Origin of the sequence: Paraburkholderia tropica, assembly GCF_014171495.1 — a bacterium.
Taxonomy (GTDB): domain Bacteria; phylum Pseudomonadota; class Gammaproteobacteria; order Burkholderiales; family Burkholderiaceae; genus Paraburkholderia; species Paraburkholderia tropica.
On record NZ_CP049136.1, the window covers coordinates 87650 to 110890 of the forward strand.

Genomic DNA, 23241 nt, shown 5'->3' on the forward strand with positions numbered 1-23241 from the left:
TTTTCGCACGCCGGGTTTGCGGGCATAATGGCGCGACCCGTGGCCTCGCGGCCTGACTGATTGCCCGCATTTCCGCCTCCTCGTTCGCCGATGTCGAATTCCGAAAAGTCCGCTCCGCCCGCTTCATTCGCCTTGCCCTCTGCTGCCACGGCGGTGGCGGGCGCCGCCGCGTTTTCGAAGTTCATCGCGGTCCTGCAACTGATCGCCGACGCCGAGACGCCGCCCAATGTCGCGAAACTCGCGACGGCCAGCGGCTATCCGCGCCCGACCGTGCATCGCATCGTCGCGGCCTTACAGGCCGAAGGGCTGGTGGTGGCGCATGGCGGCGGCAATACGTTCGGGCTCGGTCCGCGCCTCGTCAATCTCGCGAGCCGGGCCTGGGAGCGCTCCGATCTGCGTATCGCGGCCGTGGACGCGCTCATGGAGCTGCGCAACGCCACCTCGGAAACCGTGCATCTCGCGGTGCCGAGCGACGGCGAAATGGTCTACATCGAGAAGCTCGAAAGCCCGCACGCGGTGCGCATGGCGTCGCGCATCGGCACGCGCGTGTCGCTGACGTCGAGTTCGGTCGGCAAAGCGTGGCTCGCGACGCTCACGGCCGCCGAGCGCGAACCGCTGCTCGAACGCGCGCCGCGCACGCGCTTCACCGAACACACGATGACCGATCTCGACGCGATCCGCCACGAAATCGAACTCACGGCGCAACGCGGCTACGCGGAAGACCGCGAGGAAAACGAACAGTCGATCTGGTGCTATGGCGCGGCGATTCGCGGCGCGGACGGACGCGCGGCGGGCTGCATCAGCATCAGCATGCCGATGTTCCGCCGCGAGGCGGACGCGCAACGCCAGTACATCGAGCCGCTGCTTGCGGCGTGCCGCACGATTGCCGCGCGGCTCGGACCGGTTGCGGCGCGCTGAGCGCTGAACGCGCGCCTCTGCCGCCAGATCTTCCGCTCCGATCAAACAAAATAACGCCCGCTCCGCCGTGTTCCAAACGGCGTCGCGGGCGTTTTTATCATCCGTCGTTTATCGTCAATGACCGCGTGACGGGCGATGCGCGTGCGCGTCGATCTGGCCGTCGAAGGCCTCCGCTTCGTCGCTGCCCGAAGGACCGCGCGCGCACAGGCTGATCAGCCCCGCGAGCAGCGCCGCGACGGCGAGCATCGCGAGACCGTAGCCGTAGCCGGAAGTCGTCGAGCGCACATAGCCGATCAGATAGGGCCCGGCGAAACCGCCCAGATTGCCGATCGAATTCGCCAGCGCGATACCGGCCGCCGCTGCCGTGCCCGAAAGGAACGTGGTGGGCAAGGCCCAGAATGCGGGCAGCGCGCCATAACCGCCTACCGCCGCGAGCACGAGGCCTGCGATCACCATGAGCGGTTGCGTCGACGATGCCGCGAGCGCCAGCCCCACCGCCGCGACCGTGCACGCACAGGCGAGGTCGATGCGGTATTTGCCGCGCCGGTCGGCGAGGCGTCCCCAAACCAGCATGGTGATCGCACCGACCACGAACGGAATCGCGTTCACGGGCCCGACCCAATGTTCGGCAAGACCGAGCGCCTTCATGATCTGCGGCTGCCAGAGCACGAGACCGTTATTCGCCGTCACGATCAGGAAATAGATCAGGCCTAGCAGCAGCACATGCGGATTCATCAGCGTCTGGCCAAGCGAGAGCTTGTGCTTGCGCGCGCGTTCCGCCGCTTCGCTGCTGATCTGCCGATCGAGCCAGTCGCGCTCGTCGGCGTCGAGCCAGCGCGCCTTTGAAGGCGCATCGCTGAGATAGCGCAGCGTGATGAAACCCATCACCACCGAAGGCATGCCTTCGAGGATGAACAGCCACTGCCAGCCCGCCACGCCGAGCAGGCCGTCCATGCGTAGAATGAAACCGGAGACGATCGAACCGAGCGCCGTCGATACCGGATTCGCGAGCATGAACAGCCCGATAATCTGCGCCCGATAACGCGAGGGAAACCAGAACGTCAGATAGAGAATCACGCCCGGAAAGAAACCCGCTTCGGCTGCGCCCAGCACGAAACGCAGCGTCATGAAGCTGGCCGGTCCCTTGACAAGCGCGCCGCACGCCGAGACGATGCCCCACGTAATCATGATGCGCGCCAGCCAGATCCGCGCGCCCGTTTTGGCGAGTGCAAGATTACTTGGGACTTCGAACAGAAAATAGCCGATGAAGAAAATGCCCGCGCCCCAGCCGAACAGCGAGGCGGTCAGGCCGAGATCGCGGTTCATCGTGAGCGCGGCAAAGCCGACGTTCACGCGGTCGAGGAACGCGAAAAAGTACAGCAGGATCAGAAACGGCATCAGACGCCGCGTGACCTTGCTCATGGTGCGCTTTTCGAGCGCGATATCGGTGCTCATGGGTGTCTCCTCACCTCTGTCCAGCTTGTGACGCTGCTTTATTCGTTGACGAAATTGTGATTGGCGCGCGCCACGTTCGCAGCGCGCGCCGGTCATGCACCGTTCAGTTTTTCAGCTGAGCGGCAATGGCGTCCGGACGCGGAATCGGCGCCACCGCACCGAAGCCTTGCGTCGAGAGCGCCGCCGCCGCGTTGGCGTAACGCGCGGCGTCCTCGGGCGTGTCACCGGCCGCGAGACGCGCGACGAAGGCGCCATCGAAGCAATCGCCCGCGCCCGTTGCATCGACCACGTTCACCGCGTGGCCCGCGATGCGCGTGCGCTGCTCGCCGCGCGCGACCAGCACGCCGTCGCCGCCCAGCTTCAGGCACACGACGCGCACGCCCAGCGCGAGGTAATGCGCGACGATCGCCTCGGCGTCGTTCAGGCCGGTAAGCGTTTGCGCGTCTTCGAGACTCGGCAACATATAGTCGACTTCGCGCGCCGTCGCTTCGATCACCGCGCGCGCCCGCGCCAGCGGCCAGAGCTTGAGGCGGACGTTCGGGTCGTAGCAGATCGCCGCGCCCGCCTGCCGCGCGACGGCGATCGCTTCGAACACGGCATCGCAGGCACTCGCGCTGATGGCCTGCGAAATGCCCGAGACGTGCAGGAAGCGCGTGCCCGCCAGCAGGTCGCGCGGCAGCGTCTGCGGCGACATCCGGCTCGCCGCCGAATCCTTGCGCAGATAGCTGAACGCGTGGCCGCTCGCATCGTGCGTCACGAAATAGACGCCCGTGTGCGACTGCGCATCGCTCGCGACGCCCTGCACGTCCACGCCTTCGGCGCGCCACAGATCGAGGAACAGCTTGCCGAACGCGTCGTCGCCGACGCGCGTGACGTAGCCGACGCTCGCGCCCTGGCGCGCCGCCGCCACGCAGAAGTTCGACGTGTCGCCGCCGAAGCCTTGCAGGAACTGACGCGCGTCGTCGGAGGCCGACTGGTTGAACTCGATCATCGGCTCGCCAAGCGCGAGGATCGCAGGCGTGTCGGCCGGCTTCACGTCAGATGCGGCCATATTTCGCGAGTCCCTTGCGCAGCGACTTTTCGCCGATGATCAGGCGCGCCTGCTCGAGTTCACGCGCGTCGATCTCCTCGGACATCTTGAGCACGGCTTCCGCGTGCTCGCGCGGCACGACCACCACGCCGTCGATATCGGCCACGATGATGTCGCCCGCGTTGACCTTCACGCCGCCGCATTCCACTTCGATATTCGCCGCGAGTGTCGTGAAGCGGCCCACCGTCGTGCCCGGCGACACCGAGCGCGAATACACCGGGAAATCGTAGTCGCGGCGAATTTCCGTGATGTCGCGCACGCCGCCGTCGAGAATCGCGCCTGCATGGCGATTGGCCACCGCGCCTGCCGTCATCAGACCGCCCCACACGGCCACATTCGGCTCGCCATAGATGCCGATCACGATCACGCTACCTTCCGGCGATTCGTCGATGGCGTCGAGCGCATGCTGCGGCGGGACTTTTTCGTGCGTGGGCGCTTCGAGGATCGTCACGGCGGGACCGACGATCTTACGGTCGTTGATGCGCGGCTTGATCGCCTGATCCATAAAGCCGCGGCGGCCCGCGATCAGGTCCACTGCGTCGGCGACCGAGGCCGTCGCCACCTTTTCGAATCCGCTGATGAGCGCTTGCAGTTCCATAAACTTCACTCCTGTTTTCATGCTTTCAGTAGCATGACGAATTAACTGGATAACAGCCGCGCCTGAAAATCAGGTGCCGCCGTCTGCCTTCGTGGTGCGCGAATGCGCTTGAGTTGTGTGCTTGACGTGTACGCTTAAACAGCGCTCCACGGATTGACCCAGTGTTTCGGCTGATCGCCGCCCAGCACGCGCGCCACTTCCTGCGCGGCCTTGGTCTGCAATTCCGCCACCGAATCTTCGGAATACCAGCCGGTGTGATCGGAGAGCACGGCGTTTTCGCACGCAAACAGCGGATGATCGGCGCGCGGCGGCTCGTTTTCGAACACGTCGAGACCGGCGCCGAAGATCGCGCGGCGTTGCAGCGCGTCGATCAGCGCGGCTTCGTCGATCAGGCCGCCGCGCGCGGTGTTCACGAGTATCGTCGTCGGCTTCATACGCGCGAGACGCGCCGCGTTGATGAGCTTGCGCGTGTCCGGCGTGAGCGGCGAATGCAGCGAGATGTAATCGCTTTCCGCGCAGAGCGTGTCGAGATCCACGCATTCGACGCCCGGCGTTTTCGCGGGATCGAGAAACGGGTCATACACGAGCACGCGCGCCACGCCCATGCCGCGCATCTTGCGCTCGAACGCGCGCGCGATGCGCCCGTAACCCACGAGACCGAGCGTGCGACCGGCGATGCGATACATCTTCTGCTCGCGCGACACATTCCACGCGCCCGCCCGCACCGCGCCGTCGCGGCGCACCGTGTAACGCGCGACCGCCATCAGCAGCGCGAGCGCCTGATCGCTCACCTCTTCCACGCCGTAATCGGGCACGTTCGCCACGTAGATGCGCTTGTCGCGCGCGGCGTCGAGATCGACGTTATCGACGCCAATGCCATAACGCACGATCGCGCGGCAACGCTGCATCGCCGCGATCGCGGCAGCGTTCACGGGCGATTCGCGCACCAGCAGCGCGTCGGCGTCGGCGGCCACTTCGCGCACGCGCGCAGCGTCGCCGCGACATGGCAGCACCACGACGTCGGCATTCACCGCCGCCAGAATCCGTTGCTCCGTTTCATACGAACCGTAGCCATCGTCGATCACGACCACGCGTTTGCGCGGCGCGCCGCGATCCTCTTCGAGACTTCTGCTTTCCACCCTTGCCTGCCTCCACGACTGCGCGCGACCGAAGCTGATTGAAGCCGATCACCGCCCGAACGCGCGCGAGTTTGCCTGGGCGCGCGCAACCGGAGTGCAGAACTCCGGCCGCGCGGCCCGCTTTACTGCGGTCACTGCAAATGCGTTACTGCGGCTTTGCTGCGTCTTTACTGCGCGCTATAGCTGCGGCCGTGCGCCTGCACCTTCCAGATGCGGAAATTCGGCACGGCGGGATGATCGAAATCCATCGCGTTGTCGACCCACAGATTCAGATGGCCCGCGACCACGTAGAGATTGCCGTCCGGACCCCAACTCATCGTGTCGGGCCAGACCATCTCGGGATGAATCACATAGGTCGAAATCTTGCCGGTCTTCGCATCGCGATACATGATGCCGTTCATTTCGAGCGCGGTCATATAGAGGTTGCCCGCGCGGTCGGCGATCATGCCGTCGGTGTTCGACGGCAGCGTGGCCACGCGTTTGACCGAGGTCCGCAGCGCCGACTCGCTGGTGCTGAAATCGCGCAACAGCGCGGTGTCGAGCGAATACAGCGTGTGGCCGGACAGATTGGTCCAGTAGAGCGTTTTCTTGTCGCCGGACAGCGCGATGCCGTCCGCGCCCGTGCGCATCGGCGTCTTGCTCAGCACGTTCTGGTTGTCGATGCGGAACTGGAAGCCCGCTTCGTCCGTCGTGAAGACGGTCTGATCGAGCACGCGGCGCGCGCGATTGTGCTTGCGGTCGTAGACGATCAGGCCGCCGTGCAGGTGATCGCAGAAGATGCCCGAGTCGGTGATATAGGCGAAGTCGCGGTCGTTATCGACCACGACGTCGTTGAGGAACGAGCATTTCTTGTCGGAATCGGCGTCGCTAAAGTCGTAGCTCTGCAATTCGCGATTGGTCTTGAGGTCCCAGAGCACGAGTTTTTCCGCGCCCGGCGCCGAAGGCTGACCGGCAATATGGCCCTGGTCGAGAATCCACATCACGTCGTTGCGATCGATCTCGAAGCCCAGCACCGATTGCAGCGCCTGCGGGTCGCCGACCTTGTTCATCGCGAGGCTCGGGAACGGCTGCAGTTCCCACTGGCCGTCTTTCTTCACGAGCTTCGAGAGCGTGGCCGGCACTTCGGGGCCGCCCCAGCGCGCCGTGCTCACATACATATTGCCCTTCGAGTCGAGCTTGACGCCTTGCAGCAGCACCTTCTTGTAGGTCTGATTCGCGTCGTAGGCCTGCTCGGCTTTCGGATCGCCGAGGTCGTAGGGCAAGCGGTTCCACTGCGCCACGACTTCGAGCTTCGGCACGGCGGGTTCCGCCTGTGCGCCCTGCCCGTCCGACGCGGCCTGCACGCCCGCCGCCGTCATCAGCGCCGCGCCGGCCAGCAGCGCGCTCATCCAGCGTCGGCTCGTCAACAGCTTCGCCGCTTTGTTGTTGATCTCCTGCATGAAGCATCTCCTCCGGTCTGTCTTTCTCGTTTGACTTCTTCGTTTGCTTTCTTCGGTCGCCGTGCGCGCCGCCTGCCGAACCCGGCCGGTTCGCGCTCCGGACAACTGATATCTTAGATTGCAGATCTCAATACCACAAGGGGGCGTGCTATATTTCGGATCATTGCGATGCGACGCCGGATTTCGGCGGAACGCGACGCCCACGTCCCCGTCACGGCATCGGCGAGCAGCCTCCAGGCTGTCGCGCGCCGGTCCATACGCCCACTGGCTGACCATGAGTATCGAAAAACTGGGGGAGCGCCCGAAGTCCCTCACGGCTATTGCGAAAGAAAGCATCCGTCGCGCGATCGTCGACGGCCATCTGGCGTTTGGCAGCCAGCTGTCCGAGAACGTGCTTGCCGGGCAGCTCGGCGTGAGCAAGACGCCCGTGCGCGAGGCGCTGGTGCAACTGAAGCTCGAAGGGCTCGTGGAAGTGCAGCCGCAATCCGGCACTTACGTGTTCCAGCCGACCGTGGAGCAGGTGCGCGAGATTTGCCGCTTTCGCGAGATCGTCGAATCGTCGGCGCTGGAACTGGCGATGAAGGCCGATAGCGCCGCGCTCGCCGACGCGCTGGCGCAAGCGCTCGCGCCCGCGGGCGGCACGCAGGACGGACGCGCGCGCGATCACGACGCCGCGTTTCATGGCGCGATCGTCGCTGCATGCGGGAACGGTTATGTGCAGCAGGCGTATCAGCTCGTCGCCGACAAGATTCACGCGTTGCGCGCGCGCCTCTCGGTGGCCGACGAGACCGTCGATTCCTGCCAGGACACCCATGCGCACATCATGGAACTCGTGCGCGAGGGCAATGTGAAGAAGGCGTGCACGGAGTTGCGCACGCATATTCGCAGCACCGAGCATTCGTATATCCGCGCCAGTCTGGGCCAGACGCCCGCACCCGCGGACGCGCCGCAAGCGGCCCTGCACCACGCGATCGCAGGCCGTTAATCAGCGTTTATCAATCCGAGTGATTGACCGCTAGTCATGCCGCATCACGCATCTTCAGCGCTGCATCGCGGCGTGTCCAATCCGGATTGCTGATCAGCCCTATCACGCGCCCTGATAACAGAAAAAGATGCCGGCGCACGCGTCCTGATCGCGTGACGGCCGGCAAAGGGCACACTTCACATCACAACACAGCACACCGCTGCAAGCCTCAGCCTCCCCCGAGGCTCGGCGACAGCGCACGAAAGATGTGGATGAACGCCGGGCCCATCAGCACGGCGAGCAGCGTGGGGAAGATGCAGAACATCAGCGGAAACAGCAGCTTCAGCGCGATCTTCGCGGCCGATTCCTCGGCGCGCATGCGCCGCCGCGTGCGCAGCGTATCGGACAGCACGCGCAGCGAGGTGCCGATGCTGGTGCCGAAGCGCTCGGCCTGAATCAGCATGGTCGCGAAGCCGTCGATGTCCTCCACGCCGGTGCGCATCGCGAAGTTGCGCAGCGCCTGCTCCTTCGAAAAGCCGGAGCGCATTTCGAGCAGCATCAGGTCGAGTTCGGTGGCGACGACGGGGCTGCGCGGCCGGATTTCCTCGGCCACTTTCATCATCGCCGCGTCGAGGCCAAGACCGGCTTCCACGCACACCGTCATCAGATCGATCGCATCCGGAAAGTCTTCGAAAATCTGCCGGCGACGCCGCGCGATGCAGCGCCTGAGCACGAATCCCGGCAGGTAATAACCGAGTCCCGCGAGCGCTACGAGCGAGAGCGGCAGCACCGCCGTGTTCGGGCGCAACGTCGTGCCGACGAGCGAGAGCGAAGCCGCCAGCGGCAGCGCGAGCGCGAGCGCCGTGCGCGCGCCGAGGAACACCGCGACCGCGCCCGGCGAGCGCCAGCCGGCGTTCATCAGGCGCACGCGCAGCGCCGAGACGTCGCCGTTTTCGTCGGGCGCGGAAAGCTTCGAGAGCGGCGCGGACATCTGCGCGAAGCGCTCGACCCACACCGGCTTGTCGCGTTGCTCGCCCGCGTCGGCGGCATTGCCCGCGAAGCGTGCGCCCGCCGCCTGCTCCGCGCGCCGCTGCAACGTGCGCGGCATGAAGACGAACAGCGCGCTCAGCGTGAGCGCGAACACGCCGCCGAACAGCCCGATCAACACGAGCCATTGTTTGAGTTCGAGCGATTGCATGGTGATCCCCCGTCTTGATCGGTGATTGATATGGGCGATTGCTGGTGATGTGCGATCCGGCCTGCGCCCCGCGCTCACACGCGAATACGCACGATGCGGCGAATCCAGACGGCCCCGCAGATCATCGAGATCACGATGCCGTCGAGCAGCCGGACACCCACCGGGTCGTTCCAGAACACATCGAGAAACGTCGGATTGACAATGCTGATGAGCACCGCCGAGCCGATCGGCAGCATCCCGAGCACCCACGCCGAAAGCCGCCCTTCGGCCGACAGCACGCGCACCTTGTCGAACAGCTTGAAGCGCTCGCGGATCAGCCACGCGATGCTGTCGAACAGTTCGGCGAGATTGCCGCCGGTCTCGCGCTGGATCAGCACCGCGATCACGAGGTAGCGCAGATCGCGCACCGGCATGCGCGTCGCGAGACCGGCCAGCGCGTCGTTGAGCGAGACGCCGTAATTGATCTCGTCGAAGGTGATGCGGAATTCGCCGCCCGCCGGTTCGGCGAACTCGGTGCCTGCCATGTCGATCGCGCTGGAGAACGCATGGCCCGCGCGCAGCGCGCGCGCCAGCATGTCGCAGATATCGGGCAACTGACGCTCGAAGTGACGCAGGCGGCGGGCGCGATGGCGGCGCACGTAGAGCAGCGGCAGCAGTGCGCCCGCCAGCGCCGCGCCGAACGCGCCCGCGAGCGGCACACGCGCGAGCGACGCGCCCAGCATCGCGATCAGCGCGAAGGCGGCGCAGGTCGCGCCGAGGCGCCCGAGCGACCACGGCAGGCCCGACTGCATGAGCCACGCGTCGAGCGAGCGCAGGAACGGCAGCGCGCGTGCGAGCGGCGTGGCCGCGCCGAGGCGGCGCGCCTTGAGGATCGACAGCGCTTCGCGGCGCGACGTGCTGCCCGCCGTCAACGCTTCGAGGCGCGCGGCGAGCCGTTTCGCGGCTGCGCCGTGGCGGCCGTTCCACCAGACCCAGGCGCTCTGGCAACTCATGACCACCGCGACGAACAGCAACACGGCGGCGGTGAGGAACGTAGTGTTCATAGCGTTCTCCTCGCGCTCAGGCCACGTCGAAACGGCGGCCCGGATCGAACACCGCATCCGGCAGATTCACGCCGAACGCCGCCAGCCGGTCGCTAAAGCGCGGCCGCACGCCGGTCGCGCAGAAGTGGCCCTGCACGTTGCCCGCCCCGTCGACGCCGGTACGCTTGAACGTGAAGATTTCCTGCATGTTGACGACGTCGCCTTCCATGCCGGTGATCTCCGAAATGCTCATGAGGCGGCGACGCCCGTCGGTCAGGCGCGCGACCTGCACGACCACCGAAATTGCCGAGGCGATCTGCTGGCGCATCGTGCGCGGCGGCAATGCGAGCCCGCCGAGATTGATCATGTTTTCGAGCCGCGTAAGCGCGTCGCGCGGCGTGTTCGCGTGGATCGTCGCGAGCGAGCCTTCGTGGCCGGTGTTCATCGCGTTGAGCATGTCGAGCGCTTCCGCGCCGCGCACTTCGCCGAGGATGATGCGGTCGGGCCGCATGCGCAGCGCGTTGCGCACGAGCGAGCGTTGCGTGATCTCGCCGCGTCCTTCGATATTGGGCGGACGCGTTTCGAGCCGCAGCACGTGGGGCTGGTGCAGTTGCAGTTCGGCGGCGTCCTCGATCGTGACGATGCGCTCGTCGTCGGGAATGAAGGCCGAGAGCACGTTGAGCAGCGTGGTCTTGCCACTGCCCGTTCCGCCCGAGACGAGCATGTTGATCTTCGCGCGCGCGAGCCCGTTGAGCACGTCGGCCATCGGCGGCGTCAGCGTTTGCAGCGCGACCAGGTCCTCGATCATGAGCGGCTTGACGGCGAAGCGGCGGATCGAAACGAGCGGCCCGTCGACCGCGAGCGGCGGAATGATCGCGTTCACGCGCGAGCCGTCCGGCAGGCGCGCATCGACCATCGGGCTCGATTCGTCGATCCGGCGGCCCACGCGCGAGACGATCTTCTCGATCACCTTCATCAGATGGGCATCGTCGTAGAACGTAACGTCGGTGAGTTCGAGGCGCCCCTTGCGCTCGACATAGGTCTGGCGCGCGGTGTTGACGAGAATGTCCGACACGCCCGGATCGCGCAGCAGCACCTCGATCGGGCCGAAGCCGAACATCTCGTCGTAGACGTCGATGGCGAGCTGGCGGCGTTCGAGATCGCTGGCGGGCGCCTTCTGCTCTTCGAGCATGCGCGCGATCAGCGTGGCGATCTCCTGGCGGATCTGATCCTGCGGCAGGCGCGTGAGCCGTTCGAGCTCGACACGTTCGAGCACCGCCTGATGCATCTCGTACTTGAGCTTGCGATAGGCGTCCGACTTGATCGAGGCAGCCGCTGCGGCTGCGGCGACCGCCGCCGAGGCAGCCGATGCGCTGGCGACGCCCACGCCGCTTTTCGCCGTCTCGGCGAGCGCCGGTTCGATGCGCTGGGAAAAAATCTGTTCACGAAGCGACATGACGGGTCTCCGTTAAAGGGTGCCGAGCTTCGGCGTGCCCTGGCGGCCGACGAAGCGGGCGAGCATCGACTCGCGCTTGACGCGTGCGCCGCCGTTCGCGCGCTGCGGCATGACGATGTCGGCGGCGAGCGTTTGCAGGCTGCGCGTGACGGCGCTGCTGCGTGCGGCTTCGGCAATCGGCACGCCGTGGTTGATGGCTTCGCTGACCGCGCGCGCGTCGTCGGCGATCGTCAGTTGCGGCTTGATGCCGAGCACGTCGGGCGCGGCCTCGCGCGCGGCGTCGTCGTAACGCGTGAGGCGGTTGAGCACGAGATGCAGGCTGTCCTGCGCATAGCCGAGTGCGTGCAGGATGTCGAGCAGACGCCGTCCCGCGCGCAGATGCGGCATGCTCGCCTGCAAGACAACATGAATCTCGCTGCTGCGATCGAGCGCCAGCATCGACACCGGATTGATGCTCGGCCCGAGATCGAGAATCACGAAGTCGTAGCGCGGCATGGCCACGCCGAGAATCCATTCGAGCCGTTCCGCGCGAATTTCGGCCGCCTTCACCGGATCGCCCGCGCCCGCGAGAATGTCGAAGCGCGGGCCGGCGTGCGTGACGCTCGCCTCGAAGAACGCGACGTCCATGCGATCGACCTGCGCGCTCAGTTGTTCGAGCGTCGACGGCGGGGTTTCGCCGGTGACGAGAAACGCGGCGTCGCCGTAAAGCTGGTTCAGGTCGATCAGCAACGCGCGCTGCTGATGCGCACTCGCGATCAGATGCGCGACATTGGCCGCGATGAAGCTCGCGCCCACGCCACCTTTGCACGAAACGAAGGAAATCACGCGCGTGGCATGCGCGCCGGCCGCGCTGCGCTGCTCGCCCGCGCGCTGCAGCGCGTCGCCGATGGCACGGCGCTCCGGCTCGCCCGTGAGCACGTCGCGAAAGCCGGCGCGCATGGCGGCGAGCAGCGCCTCGGGCGACGCTTCGGGAATCAGCAGGATACAGGTGAGGCGCTCGTGGCGGCGCGTGAGGTCCGCCACGGCGGCGAGGTCGGCGTCGTGCAGCGTGCGCGCGTCGACAATCAACACGTCGAAGGCGTCGAGTGTATCGGCGCGGCCCGCAAGCTGACCGGGCCGCACCGCCGCGCGCGTCGTGCGGTACGCGCCGCACTCGCCGACCAGCCGCACGAGGCTGCTCAGGCGCGCTTCGTCCGTCGAGGTAATGAGTAAATCGATCATGATCGTGTGGCTCCGCTGAGGGCCGCGTTCAGGCGGCCCGTGGCTTCATCGCGCTGTCCGGCTCACGTGCCGCGTGGGGTCAGTGAGTCGTGCCGTTCGTCACGCCCATCGTGAAGGCGTTGTCGGACACGGGCGGCTTCTCGTACGACTCGGTGTAGCGCTTGATCGACGCCGCCGCGGCCTTGCCGTCGATGCCCGGCGACACGTCCACGTGCTGCGCCGCATCCGGATCGATGATCTGCGCGCGCATGGACGTGCGTACCGCTTCGCCGAAGTGCGCTTCCCAGATCGGCGAGCTGGTCATGCAACCGCCGAGCGCGGCGCCGGCCACGCTCATCGCCAGCAGGCGGCCAATGTGTGCGTAAAGTGTTTTCATGGCGTTCCCCTATCCCTGGATCACTGTGCGCCGGCGGCATGCGCCGCGTCGGCGGGTTCGTCGCTTCCCGTACCGGCCGCCGATGCCAGGCGCCGCGCGGACTGGCTGCTGTTCGCCGCGTCGGGCGTCGCCGCCGATGTTGCGGGCGTCGTGGGCGTCGCAGGCGCTCCCGGCACCGGACCGGGAGAACCCGGTAACTGAGCGGGCATCTGAGTGGGCATCTGGGCGGGCGTTTGCGGCGCAGGCAGCAGGTTGTCGTTGTGCGGCGCATTGGCGGGCGCAGCCGGTGCGGCAGGCGTCGCGAAGCGTCCCGTATTGCGTGCGGCGCGGCCTTCCATGTTGCCGGTGGCGTAGACATCGGCTTCGTTCGGCTGCGAGAAGCTGTCGGTCGGCATCGGCAATTGGGCGAGCGACTTCACGGGCTTCACCAGATGCGGCGTGATGATGAAGATGAGTTCCGATCGGTCCTGCTGGAACGAGGTGCTGCGCAGCAGCGCGCCGAGCACGGGAATCTCGCCGAGCCCCGGCATCGCCTTGAGCGAGCCCGTGATGTTGTTGCGGATCAGCCCGCCGATCGCGAACGACTCGCCATCGGCCATCTGCACCGTGGTCGAGGCGCGCCGCGTGGTGATGAGCGGCAGGATCGTCGCGCCGCTCACGTTGGCCGCCGTCAGCGTCACGCCCGTGGGCGACAGCTCCGACACTTCCGGCGCGACCCGCAGGTTGATGTGGCCGTTGCTGAGCACCGTGGGCGTGAACTTGAGCCCCACGCCGAACTCCTGCTGCTGCAGCGTGATCGCCGTCGCGCCCGTGCCCGAGCTGCTCTGCGGCACCGGGATGAACACTTCGCCGCCCGCGAGGAAGGTGGCTTCCTGACCGCTGATGGTGACGAGATTCGGCTCGGCGAGAATCTTCACGAGCTGGTCGGTCTTCTGCGCGTCCATGGCGAGCTTGAATGGCCGGTTATTCGCCTTCGACACGCCGAACACGCTCGACGCGCCCGCGAGCAGATTGCTCACGAGCGCGCCCTGCCATGAGCCGAAGCCCCCCTGGATGTTGACGGCCGCGCCGAGTTCGTCGAGCAGCGTCTTGTCCACTTCAGCCACCTTGACTTCCAGCATCACCTGCTGCGGCGTATCGACGGAGAGCATGTTGAGCACGCCGCCGTTTTTCTGGGCGTTGTTGCCCGACTGGTTCACGCCGAACACCTTGGCGATCTCCACGGCCTGCGCCGCCGCCTGCGCGCTCGACACATGGCCCGCGAGCACGAGATTGTCGGCGGCCGTCGACACGCGGATATCGCGCTCCTCGGGCATCAACTGGGCGAGCGCGGCTTGCAGGCCGCCCGCGTCCGCGCTCACGATCACGTCGATCACCTGACACGCGCCGCTGCGTCCCTGCACGATCATGTTGGTCGTGCCCACCGCCTGGCCGACGAGATAAAGCGTCTGCGGCGAGACCATCGTTGCCTGCGCGATCTCCGGATTGCCGAGCGTGCGGTTGCGCACCGGTTCGTCGACCGGCACCAGCATCGACTTGCCGAGCGGCACGATCACATTGCGCTCCGCACGGATCGAGCCGACGCAGTTCGGTCCGCGCAGCGGCCCCGCGACGGCCTTCGGCGCACCGGCCGCCGGCGTGGGCGCCATGCTGATGGTCATCTGCATCGGACCCTTGCCCATCGGCGCGGGCGCGGTGAGTGCGCCCCTGGAAAGCGCCGCGCCTTCGGCCAGTTCCTGCGCCACGCCGGGCGTACCGGCGAGCAGTCCCGAGCAGACCATCAAGGCCGTGGCGGCGAGCGCCGGAGCGCGGTCTCGCCCTTGCGCGCAAGCCGCGCGTTTGCTGTGCTTGTTCATGGCTCAACACCCCGTATCGAATCTTGTGGTTCGCGGGCCGCCTTGCGGGACTCGCGTCTGTGCGCCTTGCGCAATCGCGCGGCGCTTTACCGCTCGTACTCAACAACGCGCGCTCAGAAACACTCCTGACTGCCGGTCACGCCCGAGAGCACGCCGATGCAATCGCGTTTCGCTTCCTGATGCGCGGCGTACTTCACGTGCACCACCTTCGGCGCGGCCGGCGCGGGCGCATTGACCGGCGCGGGCGTCTTTTCGTCGAGCAGCGTCTGCTTGGTCGCGCCACCCGTGCTGCCGGTATCGCGATCGACCTGATTGCGCAGCACCAGCGACAAGGTGCCGACGCTGCGCGCGAGATCGAGCTTTTCGGCCTGTTCGGGCGTCACTTCGAGCGTCACCGCGTTGACCACCTTGGGCGCGGTGTCGTCGCGATTCACCTGCTGCGCGACAGCCAGCACGAGAATCTTTTCGAGCACGATCTTCGAAATGCTTTCCTGGTTGTCGGCGCGCTTGACGGCGCCGTCGGTCTGCTGCGTATTCACGATCACGTCGACGAAATTGCCCGGCAGCGCGAAACCCGCCACGCCGACCACGTCGTTGACGCGCACCGTGATCGCACGGCGCCCTTCGCCGATCACCGCCGACAAACCGCCCTTGGTGCCGACCGGCGCGAGCTTCGCCTCCAGCACGGGTTCGCCGTGCGTGAGACCGACGCGCACCACGCGGCCGTCGAGCGACCTGGGCGTGGCGAACGCGCCGGGCGGCACGCTGTCACGCGGCCAGTTGACGGTGCGCACCATCGCTTCGTTGAGTGGCTCGCCGAGATTGATGTCGTTGGCCGCGACCGCGACGGGCACGGTCGCGCCCGACGATGTCTGCACGAGCCAGCGCGACGCGAACACCACGGCGGCGAGGCCGGCCAGCATGGCGATCGCCAGCATGGCAAGAGCACGGCTGTTTTTCATGGTTGACTCCTCGTCAAAAACGCGTCGTCCGGCAGGGGGCCTCGCGCCGCTTGCATGCGGTCCGTCCACGCTGGCCGGACACACTCGAAAAAACGATGTCTGGAACCCGCTCGATGAAAGCCGGTTATGGGATGGAATGGCTGAGCACGATGAGCGTGCCGGCGGCAATCGCACCCGCGTAGGGAATCGTGCCCACCGAACCGCCCGGCAGATGCTCCAGCGAGCCGCGCCCGCGCGTGCCGTGCAGCATGGAGCCCAGCAGCCAGGCGACGTTCGCGCACAGCGCGCGCACGCGCCGTCGGGCAATCACCAGGGCGAGCGCCCAGCCGCCGCCGATCAGCCCCGCGAACAGCGCGACATCGAGCGTGGCGTCGGCGCCCAGCCAGCCGCCTACGAGCATGAGGAGCTTGACGTCGCCTGCCGCCATGCCGCCGAGCAGATACACCGGAAAGAGCAGCGCGAAGCCCGTGAGCACGCCTGCGAGCCAGTGAAGGCCGCCGCTCTGCGCGCCGTCGAGCCAGAGCTGCGCCGCCAGCGAGGCGACAAGGCCCGCCGCGATGAGCCGATTCGGCACGCGCCGCGCCGTGAGGTCCGTGCTCGCCGCCAGGATGACCGACAAGGTCACGCCGAGCGGAATCGGCTGCACCGAAAAATGCGAGATGATCATGATGTACCCCGTTTCGATTGTTTTTGTTCGAGCGCTTTTGCGCCTTTCTTTGCGCCGTTTTTCGATCTGTTCTGCCCGCGATCGCGGCACCTGGTCTGTGCACGTGAAGCCGTTTCCGGTTCCGTATCGCCCGGCTGATCTTGTGCCGGAATTTGATTCGTTATCCGAATCAGGGTGGGCGTTCGTGGCGCCCACCCGCATCACTTTCCCGTTACTTCGGCAGCGCGTTCGAGATCTTGGTGAACGCGGTGTTGATCTGCGTGCCGAGCGTCGTGACGATCGTCACGATCACCGCTGCGATCAGTGCGACGATCATGCCGTACTCGACGGCCGTCGCGCCGCGTTCGTCCTTGATGAAACCGTTTGCCGTAGCGATAAGCTTTTTCATGATGAACCCCGTTAATGTGGACATTGATTCGTTATCCGAAACCCGTTGGACGTTCGTGACGCCCACCGGTATCACGCCCGCGTTACTTCGGCAGCGCGTTCGAGATCTTGGTGAACGCGGTGTTGATCTGCGTGCCGAGCGTCGTGACGATCGTCACGATCACCGCCGCGATCAGCGCGACGATCATGCCGTACTCGACGGCCGTCGCACCGCGTTCGTCTTTGATGAAACCGTTTGCCGTGGCGATAAGCTTTTTCATGATGTACCCCGTAAAAGTGAACTTTGATTCGGTATCCGAAACCCGGTGAACGCTCGCGGCGCTCACCCGTGTTGCTTCCCGTTACTTCGGCAGCGCGTTCGAGATCGCGGTGAACGCGTTGTTGATCTGCGTGCCGAGCGTCGTGACCACCGTCACGATCACGGCCGCAATCAGCGCGACGATCATGCCGTACTCGACAGCCGTCGCTCCGCGTTCATCCTTGATAAAACCCTTTGCTGTAGCACTAAGCGTTTGCATGATTAACTCCATTGAGTTTGGTTGATACCCCCGAATTGCCTGCGCGTTCCTGGCCGATTGCACTGTGTATTTGATTGCATCGTTCAGGCGATTCCGTTTTACGCGCCGCGCCATTCGTCTAATGTTCGATTTCGCACGTTAATCTCGATTTACGCGATTAAATCGGGTTTTCCATTAAAACCCAACTGCACTTTCGCACACTGAATTGATATTGATAGTAATTATCATCCGCAAACCGATGATGACGGATAAAAACATCGGGAATTCCCCGATTATTTACCCCAATCTGTTGCCGATAACCTGCCCTCGCCCTCTGGTCTCATGGCGCCGCACCCCAAGCCACACGAGCCTTCCGAGGCCACCAGGGCGTCTGACACAGTTGCACTGAATCGGATTTAATGGCGTGACCGTCATAGCATCGCTTATATAACGACACTCAATAGTATGATTATTTCAACATTTGATTATAAAACATCGTACAAACCCGAATAAAAACACACGCTCAAGAATGAATTTTTTCCAAAATGGCGCGCCTTAAAAACTCACTTAAAATAAAACATCAAACCTTACAATTTAATTATATTCAATATATCAGCACCATCGGACGACTCTATAAAACCACCCCCTTAAAATCCGCGATTGGTTTGATGGCGCACGCAAGACGCTGGCATTTCGTAATAGATTGGCTCCGACTGACAGACGTGCGCCCCCAGACCAGGCGGCGATGCCGGAAAACGGCAAGCCACAGCGCGTGCTTTCAGCCCAACAAGAAAGGAGACCTATCATGCACAAGCCCATGAGTGCAGCGGCGTTCAGCAAGGTTGCGGACCGGCGGGGGAAAAGCGTGAACGGCGCGCGCAATCGAGCGCGGCCCGGAGAACGAATCAGTCGGGGACGACGGAGGCAGCGCGGATCGGCCATCGTCGAATTCGCGCTCGTCCTGCCGCTGTTGCTGACACTGCTATTCGGCATCGTCGAACTGGGCTTCGTGCTCTACGACAAGACCGTCATCACCAGTGCGAGCCGCGCAGCCGTGCGGCAAGGCGTGGCGTTCGGCGAGACTTCCACGGGCACGCCCTACTATATGTCCGCCACGTCGGTCGGGCAGATCGCCACCGGCGGCCTGTCGACCATGCTGATCAACTTCAGCTCCACGAATCAGCCCAGCGTCACGCTCACCAGTTGCACGGCGTCCAACAGCTGCACGACGGGCGCCGGATGCAGCGCCGGCAATTCGCTGACCGTGACCGTCAGCTACACGTTTCAGGGACTGCTGCTCGGCGCGGCGCTCAGCCCGTTTCCGGCCGCGTTCAACAACATCCTCACGCTGACCTCGTCGACGATGATGAGTTGCGAATAACGGCACGCGAGCCCGCTTTTCAGGAGTTCACAGCATGAACAAGATCTTTACGGGCCGCCGCGCACGCCGCCAACGCGGCGCGGTCGCCGTCCAGGTGGCGTTGCTTCTGATCACACTGCTCGGCAGCGCCGCGATGGCGATCGATATCGGACGCTGGGTCGTCGTGCGTCACCAGTTGCAGAACGCCGCCGATGCGGCCGCGCTCGCGGGCGTGCGCGCGTTGCCGGGTCAACTGGCCGCGAGCGCCGTGCCCGCGGTCTGGACAACGGCCTCGACAGCCGCGAGCGCGGCCGCCACGCAATATGCCTCGGCAAACACCGCCGACGGACAGGCCGCCGCCGCGAAAACCATCAGCGTCGGTTACTGGGACGTGGCCAACGTGCCATCGAGCGTCCCCGCTTCACTGCCGCAGACGATCACCTCGGCGACGGTCAAGCCCGCGGTGATCGTTACCGTGGGCCTCGCGGACGGCGCGAACCTGCCGCTCGTGCTCGGCGCACTGGTCGGCGTGCCATCGCTCTCCGCAAGCGCGACGGCGGTGGCGGTCGTATCCGCGCCGGGCGTGGCGCTGCCGGGCGCGCTTTTCCCGATCGCGCTGAACCAGTGCGTCTATCAGAATGCGGCGTACTGGAAAAACGGCCAGCCGATTAGCGGCGTCGAAATCGAAATCGGCAACGGTGCGCCGTCGAACTGCATCGGCGCCGCCGCGCAATGGACCGCGCTGACGCTCGACTCCAATTCGAGCGCCTATGGGCCGTGTTCGGGCATGAGTCCGAGCAGCGTGACGGCCGCCAAATGCCTGATGACCTCGGGCAACGGACCCGCGCTCTCGACCGGCGCGAAAATCTCGATCCAGCCCGGCGTGGAATCGTCGATCTACAACAACTTCCCGTTGACGCCGCCGCTGCTGGTGACGGTGCCCGTGGTGGGCGACAGCAGCATCATGAGCGGAAGCGGCAGCGGCGGCGACACGCCTGTCGTCGGTTTTGCCTCGCTTCAAATCGACTACGTGATTGGTGCGAATGGCAAGTCCACGCCCGCGTGCAACAACAACGCCGCGTGCTCCGGGCCGCCCTGCAAGAAGTGCGTGATCGCGCATCTGATCGCGGCGCGCGCGGGCAGCACCACCGCGGGCGGCACGACCTCGTCATACTATGGCGCGCTCACGCCGCCGGTGCTCGCGGCGTTGCCGTCAAGCGCGTGGTACTGAAGCCATGTTTTAAAGCCCTGTTTTCAAGCGGTTTTTGAAACGGCCATGGGCGCGCCTGCGTTCATGGCAATCACTCACCGAACGGCGTTCGTCAAGTGCATGTGCAGGAAAAGTCCCTTGCCGCGCCACGCATGAATACCGTTCGCTGAGTGCGCCGGCCCGGCGGCGCGCCTCGATTCCTCGCTTTCTCCCTCGCCGCGCCATTCTTCCGCGAAGTGCAACGCACTTCTTCGCGTGGCGCAATTTCTCGCACCTGGCCGAACCACTATGCTGCGTCCGCTCGTTTGCGCGAGCCGATCGATACGTCGATCGATACGACGATTGCTACGTTCGCAACGTTCGGTTTTGGACCTCACACCGTACTCAAACAATGAAAAATGTCGTCATTTCAGGGGCGATTGGCACGCTGACCGCCATCGCGGGCGCCTCGTCGGCCCATGCACAAAGCTCGGTAACCTTGTACGGCATCGTCGATACGGCGCTGCGCTATCAAACCAATGCCGCCGCCGACGGCAAGGACCTGATGAGCATGGCCGTCGGTCCAGAAACCCATAGCCGCTGGGGCCTGCGCGGCAGCGAGGATCTGGGCGGCGGCGTGTCCGCCATCTTTCGCCTCGAGAATGGTTTCGAGTTGAATAGCGGCGAAATGCACGTCGCCAATACGCTATTCAGCCGTCAGGCCTACGTGGGCCTGTCGAGCGAACGCTACGGCACGGTCACCCTCGGCAATCAATATGCGCCGCTCTACGACACGATGGGCGACATATTCGACCCGCTCACCGTGGGTAATTACTGGCAGGACAGCTGGATGTGGAACGGCATCGGCCCGTATCTGACGATCAACAACAGCGTCAAATACAAGCTGAGCAGCAACGGGCTGACCATCGACGCGATTTACGGCTTCGGCAATCACGCCGGATCGGTAGGCCTCGGCAGCAGCTATGGCGTCGAATTGAGCTATGCGCGCGGCCCGGCGATGCTCGGTGCAGGCTTTCAGCAGACCTCGGTCAGCAGCGCGTCGGGCAGCACCATTAATGGCGCGAAGATCAATCTGCTGCACGTCAGCGGCGCATATCAGATCACGCCTGCCGTGCGTCTGCTCGCCGGCTGGATCCGCGCTCAGGATCAGACCGGCACGACCGACACCAACATGCAGCAATCGGGCGCGCCCAAACTGCCCGGCAGCAGCCCGAATCGTATCGACAACACGTTCTATATCGGCGCGAACTGGCAAGCGACGCGGCCGTTGCTGATTACCGTGGCCGGGTATTACGGCCGCACGCGCAACGCCGAACTGCTCGACGGCAAGCTCGGCTCGGGCGTCAACTATTCGGCGACCGTGCTGGCGGAATATTCGCTGTCGAAGCATACGGAGATCTACGGCACGGCGGACTTCTCGCGCGGCACAGGCGCGTTCGCCGCCGATTATCCGGGCACGACCGACACGCTCACGGGCACCGTCGACAAGCTCGGGCGCAGCAACAACGTCGGCGCGGCGATTGGCATTCGCATGATTTTCTGATCGATGCATAGACGCGCGGCGCGGATCCGTTTTCGAATCCGCGCCGCGCAGTGCTTGACCGAAGCGCTATTTCGACGCCTGCGACTGGCCGCCGCCCTGTGCGGAAGGGTCGTCGTAATCGGGCAGCGCCTTGCGCTCGTCGAGCGCATTCGCGCGACTCTGCAAATAGCCGTCACGCACGAAACTGTATTTGTCGAGCGCCGCCATCTCCAGCAGATCGGTGGCGCCGAGCATATGCGAGCGCGTGCTCACCACGTTCACGCCGAAAAGCGGCGTACTTGCCACGAACGGCATGAACGTCGTCGGGTTGACCGCGCTCGACACCAGCAGACCGCCCGCATCGCGAACCGAACTCGGGCCGAACAGCGGCAACACCAGATACGGCCCGGAGGGCACGCCGTAATGCCCGAGCGTGAGGCCGAAGTCCTGATGATGTTTGGGCAGACCGGCGGGCGTCGCCCAGTCGAGCAGGCCGCCGATACCGAAAGTCGAATTCATCGCGAAGCGCATCAGATCTTCGGTGGCGTCGGTGACTTTCAGCTGCATCAGGTCGTTGACGAAGTTGCCGACATCGCCAAGATTTGAAAAGAGATTGCCCACAGCCGTTTGCAGCGGCTCCGGCATTACGTGTGCGTAGGCGCTGGCAACGGGCTTCGCCACATCGCGGTCGAGGCCCTCGTTGAACGAGAACATCGCGCGATTCATCGGTTCGAGCGGATCGTCGGCTTCGCGGCGACCGGTCGTGGCGCACGCGCTCAATACCATCAGCGCGGCGAGACTCAAGGTCCGCGCGGCGCGGCGCACGAGGGTGTTTGACTTCATAAACAGCTTGATAGGTGGAGACTCAGGCGGGTAAAACGCCCTTCCCTTTGTTGTTATCGGTACACAATATTGATGCGCAATATCGAGCGCAACAACCATGCGGATGCGTGCAACGCTAGCTGATACCGCCCGGCACGCCGTCCACCATGAACGCCAGCACGACTTCCTCGCAATTCACCGAACGCTGACCGCGCGTGCAAGGCCGATACACGATATCGCCGCGCCGCACGCGCAGGCCGCTCAGAACACACAGCGTCGAGCGCCGCGCCACGCCCCGGACCCACAGTTGCTCGGCGTAATGTCCGAGCGTGGCATCGCACCAGCAGATCAGAATCGAGCGATCGGAGACGCGATCGACAATCGTAAAGCTCGACGTATGCGGATTGCGCACGCCATGTCGGGCCGCCGCGCTCTTCTTCCACGCCTCCCAGCGCTGGTGCTGCCCGGAGAGAATGGCTCGCGCCAGTTCGTCGTCCGGCGACGAGATTCTTCCAAGCAGCGCAACAGTGCTTTCCCAAACGAGGTGGGTATTCGCGTCGTTCAAACTCATTCTCCGAAACGGGGAAAAAGCGAATCAGCTTCCGAAGTAGATATTGCAGAACGACACCGGACCGACGCATTCGTCTTTCTTGTCGCCTTGCTTGTGGTGTTCGACGCGACCAAAACCATGATCGGACGACGCGTCCTGACTCACGGCGGCGTTTTCGGCAGCAGCGGACGGCTGCGCATGATTGCCCTGAGCATGGGCGGTAGCGGCGCACAACGAAACGGCAATCACGAGGCAATGCAGAACTTTCACGACTTTTCTCCTTACTGGCGGCGTCACAGTGCCGCAACAGTGCGAACTATAGTTCGGTGTTCTGCACCGATTAAGCCTGCCTGAAGCAAGGGTCCGTTCCATGCATTCCGCTGGCGAAACGCGTAAAACCAATGTTTTCGCCAGCGCACGATCGGCAATACAGCACTGCGCAAAGCGAAAAAATAACAACGTGAAAGCCAGGGCTATTCGCAGATAACCCGTAAAGGTCCATTTCCACACCGCGACTATATGTAGCAGGGTC

24 protein-coding genes are annotated in these 23241 nt (G+C 64.8%); 5 read left to right on the forward strand and 19 right to left on the reverse strand.

Translation table 11 applies throughout. The features are described 5' to 3' along the window. Positions 1-90: 90 nt before the first annotated feature. Positions 91-918, forward strand: coding sequence for an IclR family transcriptional regulator (locus G5S35_RS23905; RefSeq protein WP_183039768.1), 828 nt, complete (start codon positions 91-93; stop codon positions 916-918). A gap of 114 nt (positions 919-1032) precedes the next feature. Here the strand turns inward: G5S35_RS23905 and G5S35_RS23910 are convergent, their stop codons facing one another. The 5 genes from G5S35_RS23910 to G5S35_RS23930 form a co-directional block, all read right to left on the reverse strand. Continuing rightward, positions 1033-2373 carry an MFS transporter gene (locus G5S35_RS23910; RefSeq protein ID WP_110327359.1) on the reverse strand — a complete coding sequence of 447 codons (1341 nt, stop codon included), beginning with the start codon at positions 2371-2373 and terminating at the stop codon, positions 1033-1035. 103 nt (positions 2374-2476) lie between these two features. Beyond that, positions 2477-3424, reverse strand: a complete 948-nt coding sequence (locus tag G5S35_RS23915) for a sugar kinase (protein ID WP_183039769.1) — start codon at positions 3422-3424, stop codon at positions 2477-2479. Further along, positions 3411-4061: an RraA family protein gene (locus tag G5S35_RS23920; RefSeq protein WP_183039770.1), complete on the reverse strand. Its 651-nt coding sequence runs from the start codon at positions 4059-4061 to the stop codon at positions 3411-3413. Before G5S35_RS23920 ends, G5S35_RS23915 begins: the two co-directional genes overlap by 14 nt. A gap of 134 nt (positions 4062-4195) precedes the next feature. Then, complete coding sequence (locus tag G5S35_RS23925; RefSeq protein ID WP_202035021.1) at positions 4196-5200, reverse strand: C-terminal binding protein; 1005 nt, start codon at positions 5198-5200, stop codon at positions 4196-4198. Positions 5201-5367: 167 nt separating this feature from the next. Then, on the reverse strand, positions 5368-6639 hold the full coding sequence (locus tag G5S35_RS23930) for a major royal jelly family protein (RefSeq protein ID WP_231957462.1): 1272 nt from the start codon (positions 6637-6639) through the stop codon (positions 5368-5370). Between the two features lie 274 nt (positions 6640-6913). Between G5S35_RS23930 and G5S35_RS23935 the strand changes: the two genes are divergently transcribed. Then, positions 6914-7624, forward strand: a complete 711-nt coding sequence (locus tag G5S35_RS23935; protein ID WP_065058571.1) for a GntR family transcriptional regulator — start codon at positions 6914-6916, stop codon at positions 7622-7624. Between the two features lie 208 nt (positions 7625-7832). On the opposite strand, the gene G5S35_RS23940 is transcribed toward G5S35_RS23935, so the two are convergent. From G5S35_RS23940 to G5S35_RS23990, 11 genes are all read right to left on the reverse strand, one after another. Further along, positions 7833-8801, reverse strand: a complete 969-nt coding sequence (locus G5S35_RS23940; protein ID WP_065058573.1) for a type II secretion system F family protein — start codon at positions 8799-8801, stop codon at positions 7833-7835. 74 nt (positions 8802-8875) lie between these two features. After that, positions 8876-9844 carry a type II secretion system F family protein gene (locus G5S35_RS23945; RefSeq protein ID WP_183039771.1) on the reverse strand — a complete coding sequence of 323 codons (969 nt, stop codon included), beginning with the start codon at positions 9842-9844 and terminating at the stop codon, positions 8876-8878. A 16-nt stretch (positions 9845-9860) separates the two neighbouring features. Next, positions 9861-11279 carry a TadA family conjugal transfer-associated ATPase gene (locus G5S35_RS23950; protein ID WP_183039772.1) on the reverse strand — a complete coding sequence of 473 codons (1419 nt, stop codon included), beginning with the start codon at positions 11277-11279 and terminating at the stop codon, positions 9861-9863. A gap of 12 nt (positions 11280-11291) precedes the next feature. Beyond that, a complete protein-coding gene (locus tag G5S35_RS23955; RefSeq protein WP_110327355.1) occupies positions 11292-12500 on the reverse strand; it encodes a CpaE/TadZ family protein in 1209 nt (402 codons plus the stop codon). A 79-nt stretch (positions 12501-12579) separates the two neighbouring features. Beyond that, complete coding sequence (locus tag G5S35_RS23960; RefSeq protein ID WP_065058579.1) at positions 12580-12876, reverse strand: hypothetical protein; 297 nt, start codon at positions 12874-12876, stop codon at positions 12580-12582. A 20-nt stretch (positions 12877-12896) separates the two neighbouring features. Then, the gene (locus G5S35_RS23965; RefSeq protein ID WP_183039773.1) at positions 12897-14732 is read right to left on the reverse strand and encodes a type II and III secretion system protein family protein; all 1836 of its coding nucleotides are present in this window, start codon (positions 14730-14732) and stop codon (positions 12897-12899) included. Between the two features lie 113 nt (positions 14733-14845). Continuing rightward, positions 14846-15694 (reverse strand): Flp pilus assembly protein CpaB, encoded by an 849-nt coding sequence (cpaB, locus tag G5S35_RS23970; RefSeq protein ID WP_065058582.1) that lies wholly within the window; start codon positions 15692-15694, stop codon positions 14846-14848. A 124-nt stretch (positions 15695-15818) separates the two neighbouring features. Beyond that, a complete protein-coding gene (locus G5S35_RS23975; protein WP_408583063.1) occupies positions 15819-16358 on the reverse strand; it encodes an A24 family peptidase in 540 nt (179 codons plus the stop codon). A gap of 214 nt (positions 16359-16572) precedes the next feature. After that, positions 16573-16749, reverse strand: a complete 177-nt coding sequence (locus G5S35_RS23980) for a Flp family type IVb pilin (protein WP_074983745.1) — start codon at positions 16747-16749, stop codon at positions 16573-16575. Between the two features lie 82 nt (positions 16750-16831). Further along, the gene (locus tag G5S35_RS23985) at positions 16832-17008 is read right to left on the reverse strand and encodes a Flp family type IVb pilin (RefSeq protein WP_074983745.1); all 177 of its coding nucleotides are present in this window, start codon (positions 17006-17008) and stop codon (positions 16832-16834) included. An 81-nt stretch (positions 17009-17089) separates the two neighbouring features. After that, positions 17090-17266, reverse strand: a complete 177-nt coding sequence (locus G5S35_RS23990; protein WP_074983747.1) for a Flp family type IVb pilin — start codon at positions 17264-17266, stop codon at positions 17090-17092. 784 nt (positions 17267-18050) lie between these two features. Here G5S35_RS23990 and G5S35_RS23995 point away from each other — a divergent pair. The 3 genes from G5S35_RS23995 (at position 18051) to G5S35_RS24005 (ending at position 21358) form a co-directional block, all read left to right on the forward strand. Beyond that, on the forward strand, positions 18051-18626 hold the full coding sequence (locus G5S35_RS23995) for a TadE family protein (protein ID WP_237181638.1): 576 nt from the start codon (positions 18051-18053) through the stop codon (positions 18624-18626). 34 nt (positions 18627-18660) lie between these two features. Further along, complete coding sequence (locus G5S35_RS24000; protein ID WP_065058584.1) at positions 18661-19836, forward strand: pilus assembly protein TadG-related protein; 1176 nt, start codon at positions 18661-18663, stop codon at positions 19834-19836. 370 nt (positions 19837-20206) lie between these two features. Continuing rightward, the gene (locus G5S35_RS24005; RefSeq protein ID WP_183039775.1) at positions 20207-21358 is read left to right on the forward strand and encodes a porin; all 1152 of its coding nucleotides are present in this window, start codon (positions 20207-20209) and stop codon (positions 21356-21358) included. Between the two features lie 66 nt (positions 21359-21424). Here the strand turns inward: G5S35_RS24005 and G5S35_RS24010 are convergent, their stop codons facing one another. From G5S35_RS24010 to G5S35_RS24020, 3 genes are all read right to left on the reverse strand, one after another. After that, entirely contained in the window at positions 21425-22180 is a 756-nt protein-coding gene (locus tag G5S35_RS24010) for an MlaA family lipoprotein (protein ID WP_065058587.1), read from the reverse strand. Between the two features lie 115 nt (positions 22181-22295). Further along, a complete protein-coding gene (locus G5S35_RS24015; protein WP_065058588.1) occupies positions 22296-22730 on the reverse strand; it encodes a DUF3331 domain-containing protein in 435 nt (144 codons plus the stop codon). Positions 22731-22754: 24 nt separating this feature from the next. Then, positions 22755-22979 (reverse strand): hypothetical protein, encoded by a 225-nt coding sequence (locus tag G5S35_RS24020; RefSeq protein ID WP_065058590.1) that lies wholly within the window; start codon positions 22977-22979, stop codon positions 22755-22757. Between the last annotated feature and the right edge of the window lie 262 nt (positions 22980-23241).

What these genes read in the sequence shown, in the direction of transcription:
- G5S35_RS24005 (WP_183039775.1), top strand. Translation starts at nt 20,207, where the DNA reads ATGAAAAATGTCGTCATTTCAGGGGCGATTGGCACGCTGACCGCCATC.
- G5S35_RS23955 (WP_110327355.1), bottom strand. Translation starts at nt 12,500, where the DNA reads ATGATCGATTTACTCATTACCTCGACGGACGAAGCGCGCCTGAGCAGC.
- cpaB (WP_065058582.1), bottom strand. Translation starts at nt 15,694, where the DNA reads ATGAAAAACAGCCGTGCTCTTGCCATGCTGGCGATCGCCATGCTGGCC.
- G5S35_RS23940 (WP_065058573.1), bottom strand. Translation starts at nt 8,801, where the DNA reads ATGCAATCGCTCGAACTCAAACAATGGCTCGTGTTGATCGGGCTGTTC.
- G5S35_RS24010 (WP_065058587.1), bottom strand. Translation starts at nt 22,180, where the DNA reads ATGAAGTCAAACACCCTCGTGCGCCGCGCCGCGCGGACCTTGAGTCTC.
- G5S35_RS23915 (WP_183039769.1), bottom strand. Translation starts at nt 3,424, where the DNA reads ATGGCCGCATCTGACGTGAAGCCGGCCGACACGCCTGCGATCCTCGCG.
- G5S35_RS23985 (WP_074983745.1), bottom strand. Translation starts at nt 17,008, where the DNA reads ATGAAAAAGCTTATCGCCACGGCAAACGGTTTCATCAAAGACGAACGC.
- G5S35_RS24000 (WP_065058584.1), top strand. Translation starts at nt 18,661, where the DNA reads ATGAACAAGATCTTTACGGGCCGCCGCGCACGCCGCCAACGCGGCGCG.
- G5S35_RS23960 (WP_065058579.1), bottom strand. Translation starts at nt 12,876, where the DNA reads ATGAAAACACTTTACGCACACATTGGCCGCCTGCTGGCGATGAGCGTG.
- G5S35_RS23905 (WP_183039768.1), top strand. Translation starts at nt 91, where the DNA reads ATGTCGAATTCCGAAAAGTCCGCTCCGCCCGCTTCATTCGCCTTGCCC.
- G5S35_RS23935 (WP_065058571.1), top strand. Translation starts at nt 6,914, where the DNA reads ATGAGTATCGAAAAACTGGGGGAGCGCCCGAAGTCCCTCACGGCTATT.
- G5S35_RS23920 (WP_183039770.1), bottom strand. Translation starts at nt 4,061, where the DNA reads ATGGAACTGCAAGCGCTCATCAGCGGATTCGAAAAGGTGGCGACGGCC.
- G5S35_RS23980 (WP_074983745.1), bottom strand. Translation starts at nt 16,749, where the DNA reads ATGAAAAAGCTTATCGCTACGGCAAACGGTTTCATCAAGGACGAACGC.
- G5S35_RS23950 (WP_183039772.1), bottom strand. Translation starts at nt 11,279, where the DNA reads ATGTCGCTTCGTGAACAGATTTTTTCCCAGCGCATCGAACCGGCGCTC.
- G5S35_RS23910 (WP_110327359.1), bottom strand. Translation starts at nt 2,373, where the DNA reads ATGAGCACCGATATCGCGCTCGAAAAGCGCACCATGAGCAAGGTCACG.
- G5S35_RS23965 (WP_183039773.1), bottom strand. Translation starts at nt 14,732, where the DNA reads ATGAACAAGCACAGCAAACGCGCGGCTTGCGCGCAAGGGCGAGACCGC.
- G5S35_RS23990 (WP_074983747.1), bottom strand. Translation starts at nt 17,266, where the DNA reads ATGCAAACGCTTAGTGCTACAGCAAAGGGTTTTATCAAGGATGAACGC.
- G5S35_RS23945 (WP_183039771.1), bottom strand. Translation starts at nt 9,844, where the DNA reads ATGAACACTACGTTCCTCACCGCCGCCGTGTTGCTGTTCGTCGCGGTG.
- G5S35_RS24015 (WP_065058588.1), bottom strand. Translation starts at nt 22,730, where the DNA reads ATGAGTTTGAACGACGCGAATACCCACCTCGTTTGGGAAAGCACTGTT.
- G5S35_RS23930 (WP_231957462.1), bottom strand. Translation starts at nt 6,639, where the DNA reads ATGCAGGAGATCAACAACAAAGCGGCGAAGCTGTTGACGAGCCGACGC.
- G5S35_RS23995 (WP_237181638.1), top strand. Translation starts at nt 18,051, where the DNA reads ATGCACAAGCCCATGAGTGCAGCGGCGTTCAGCAAGGTTGCGGACCGG.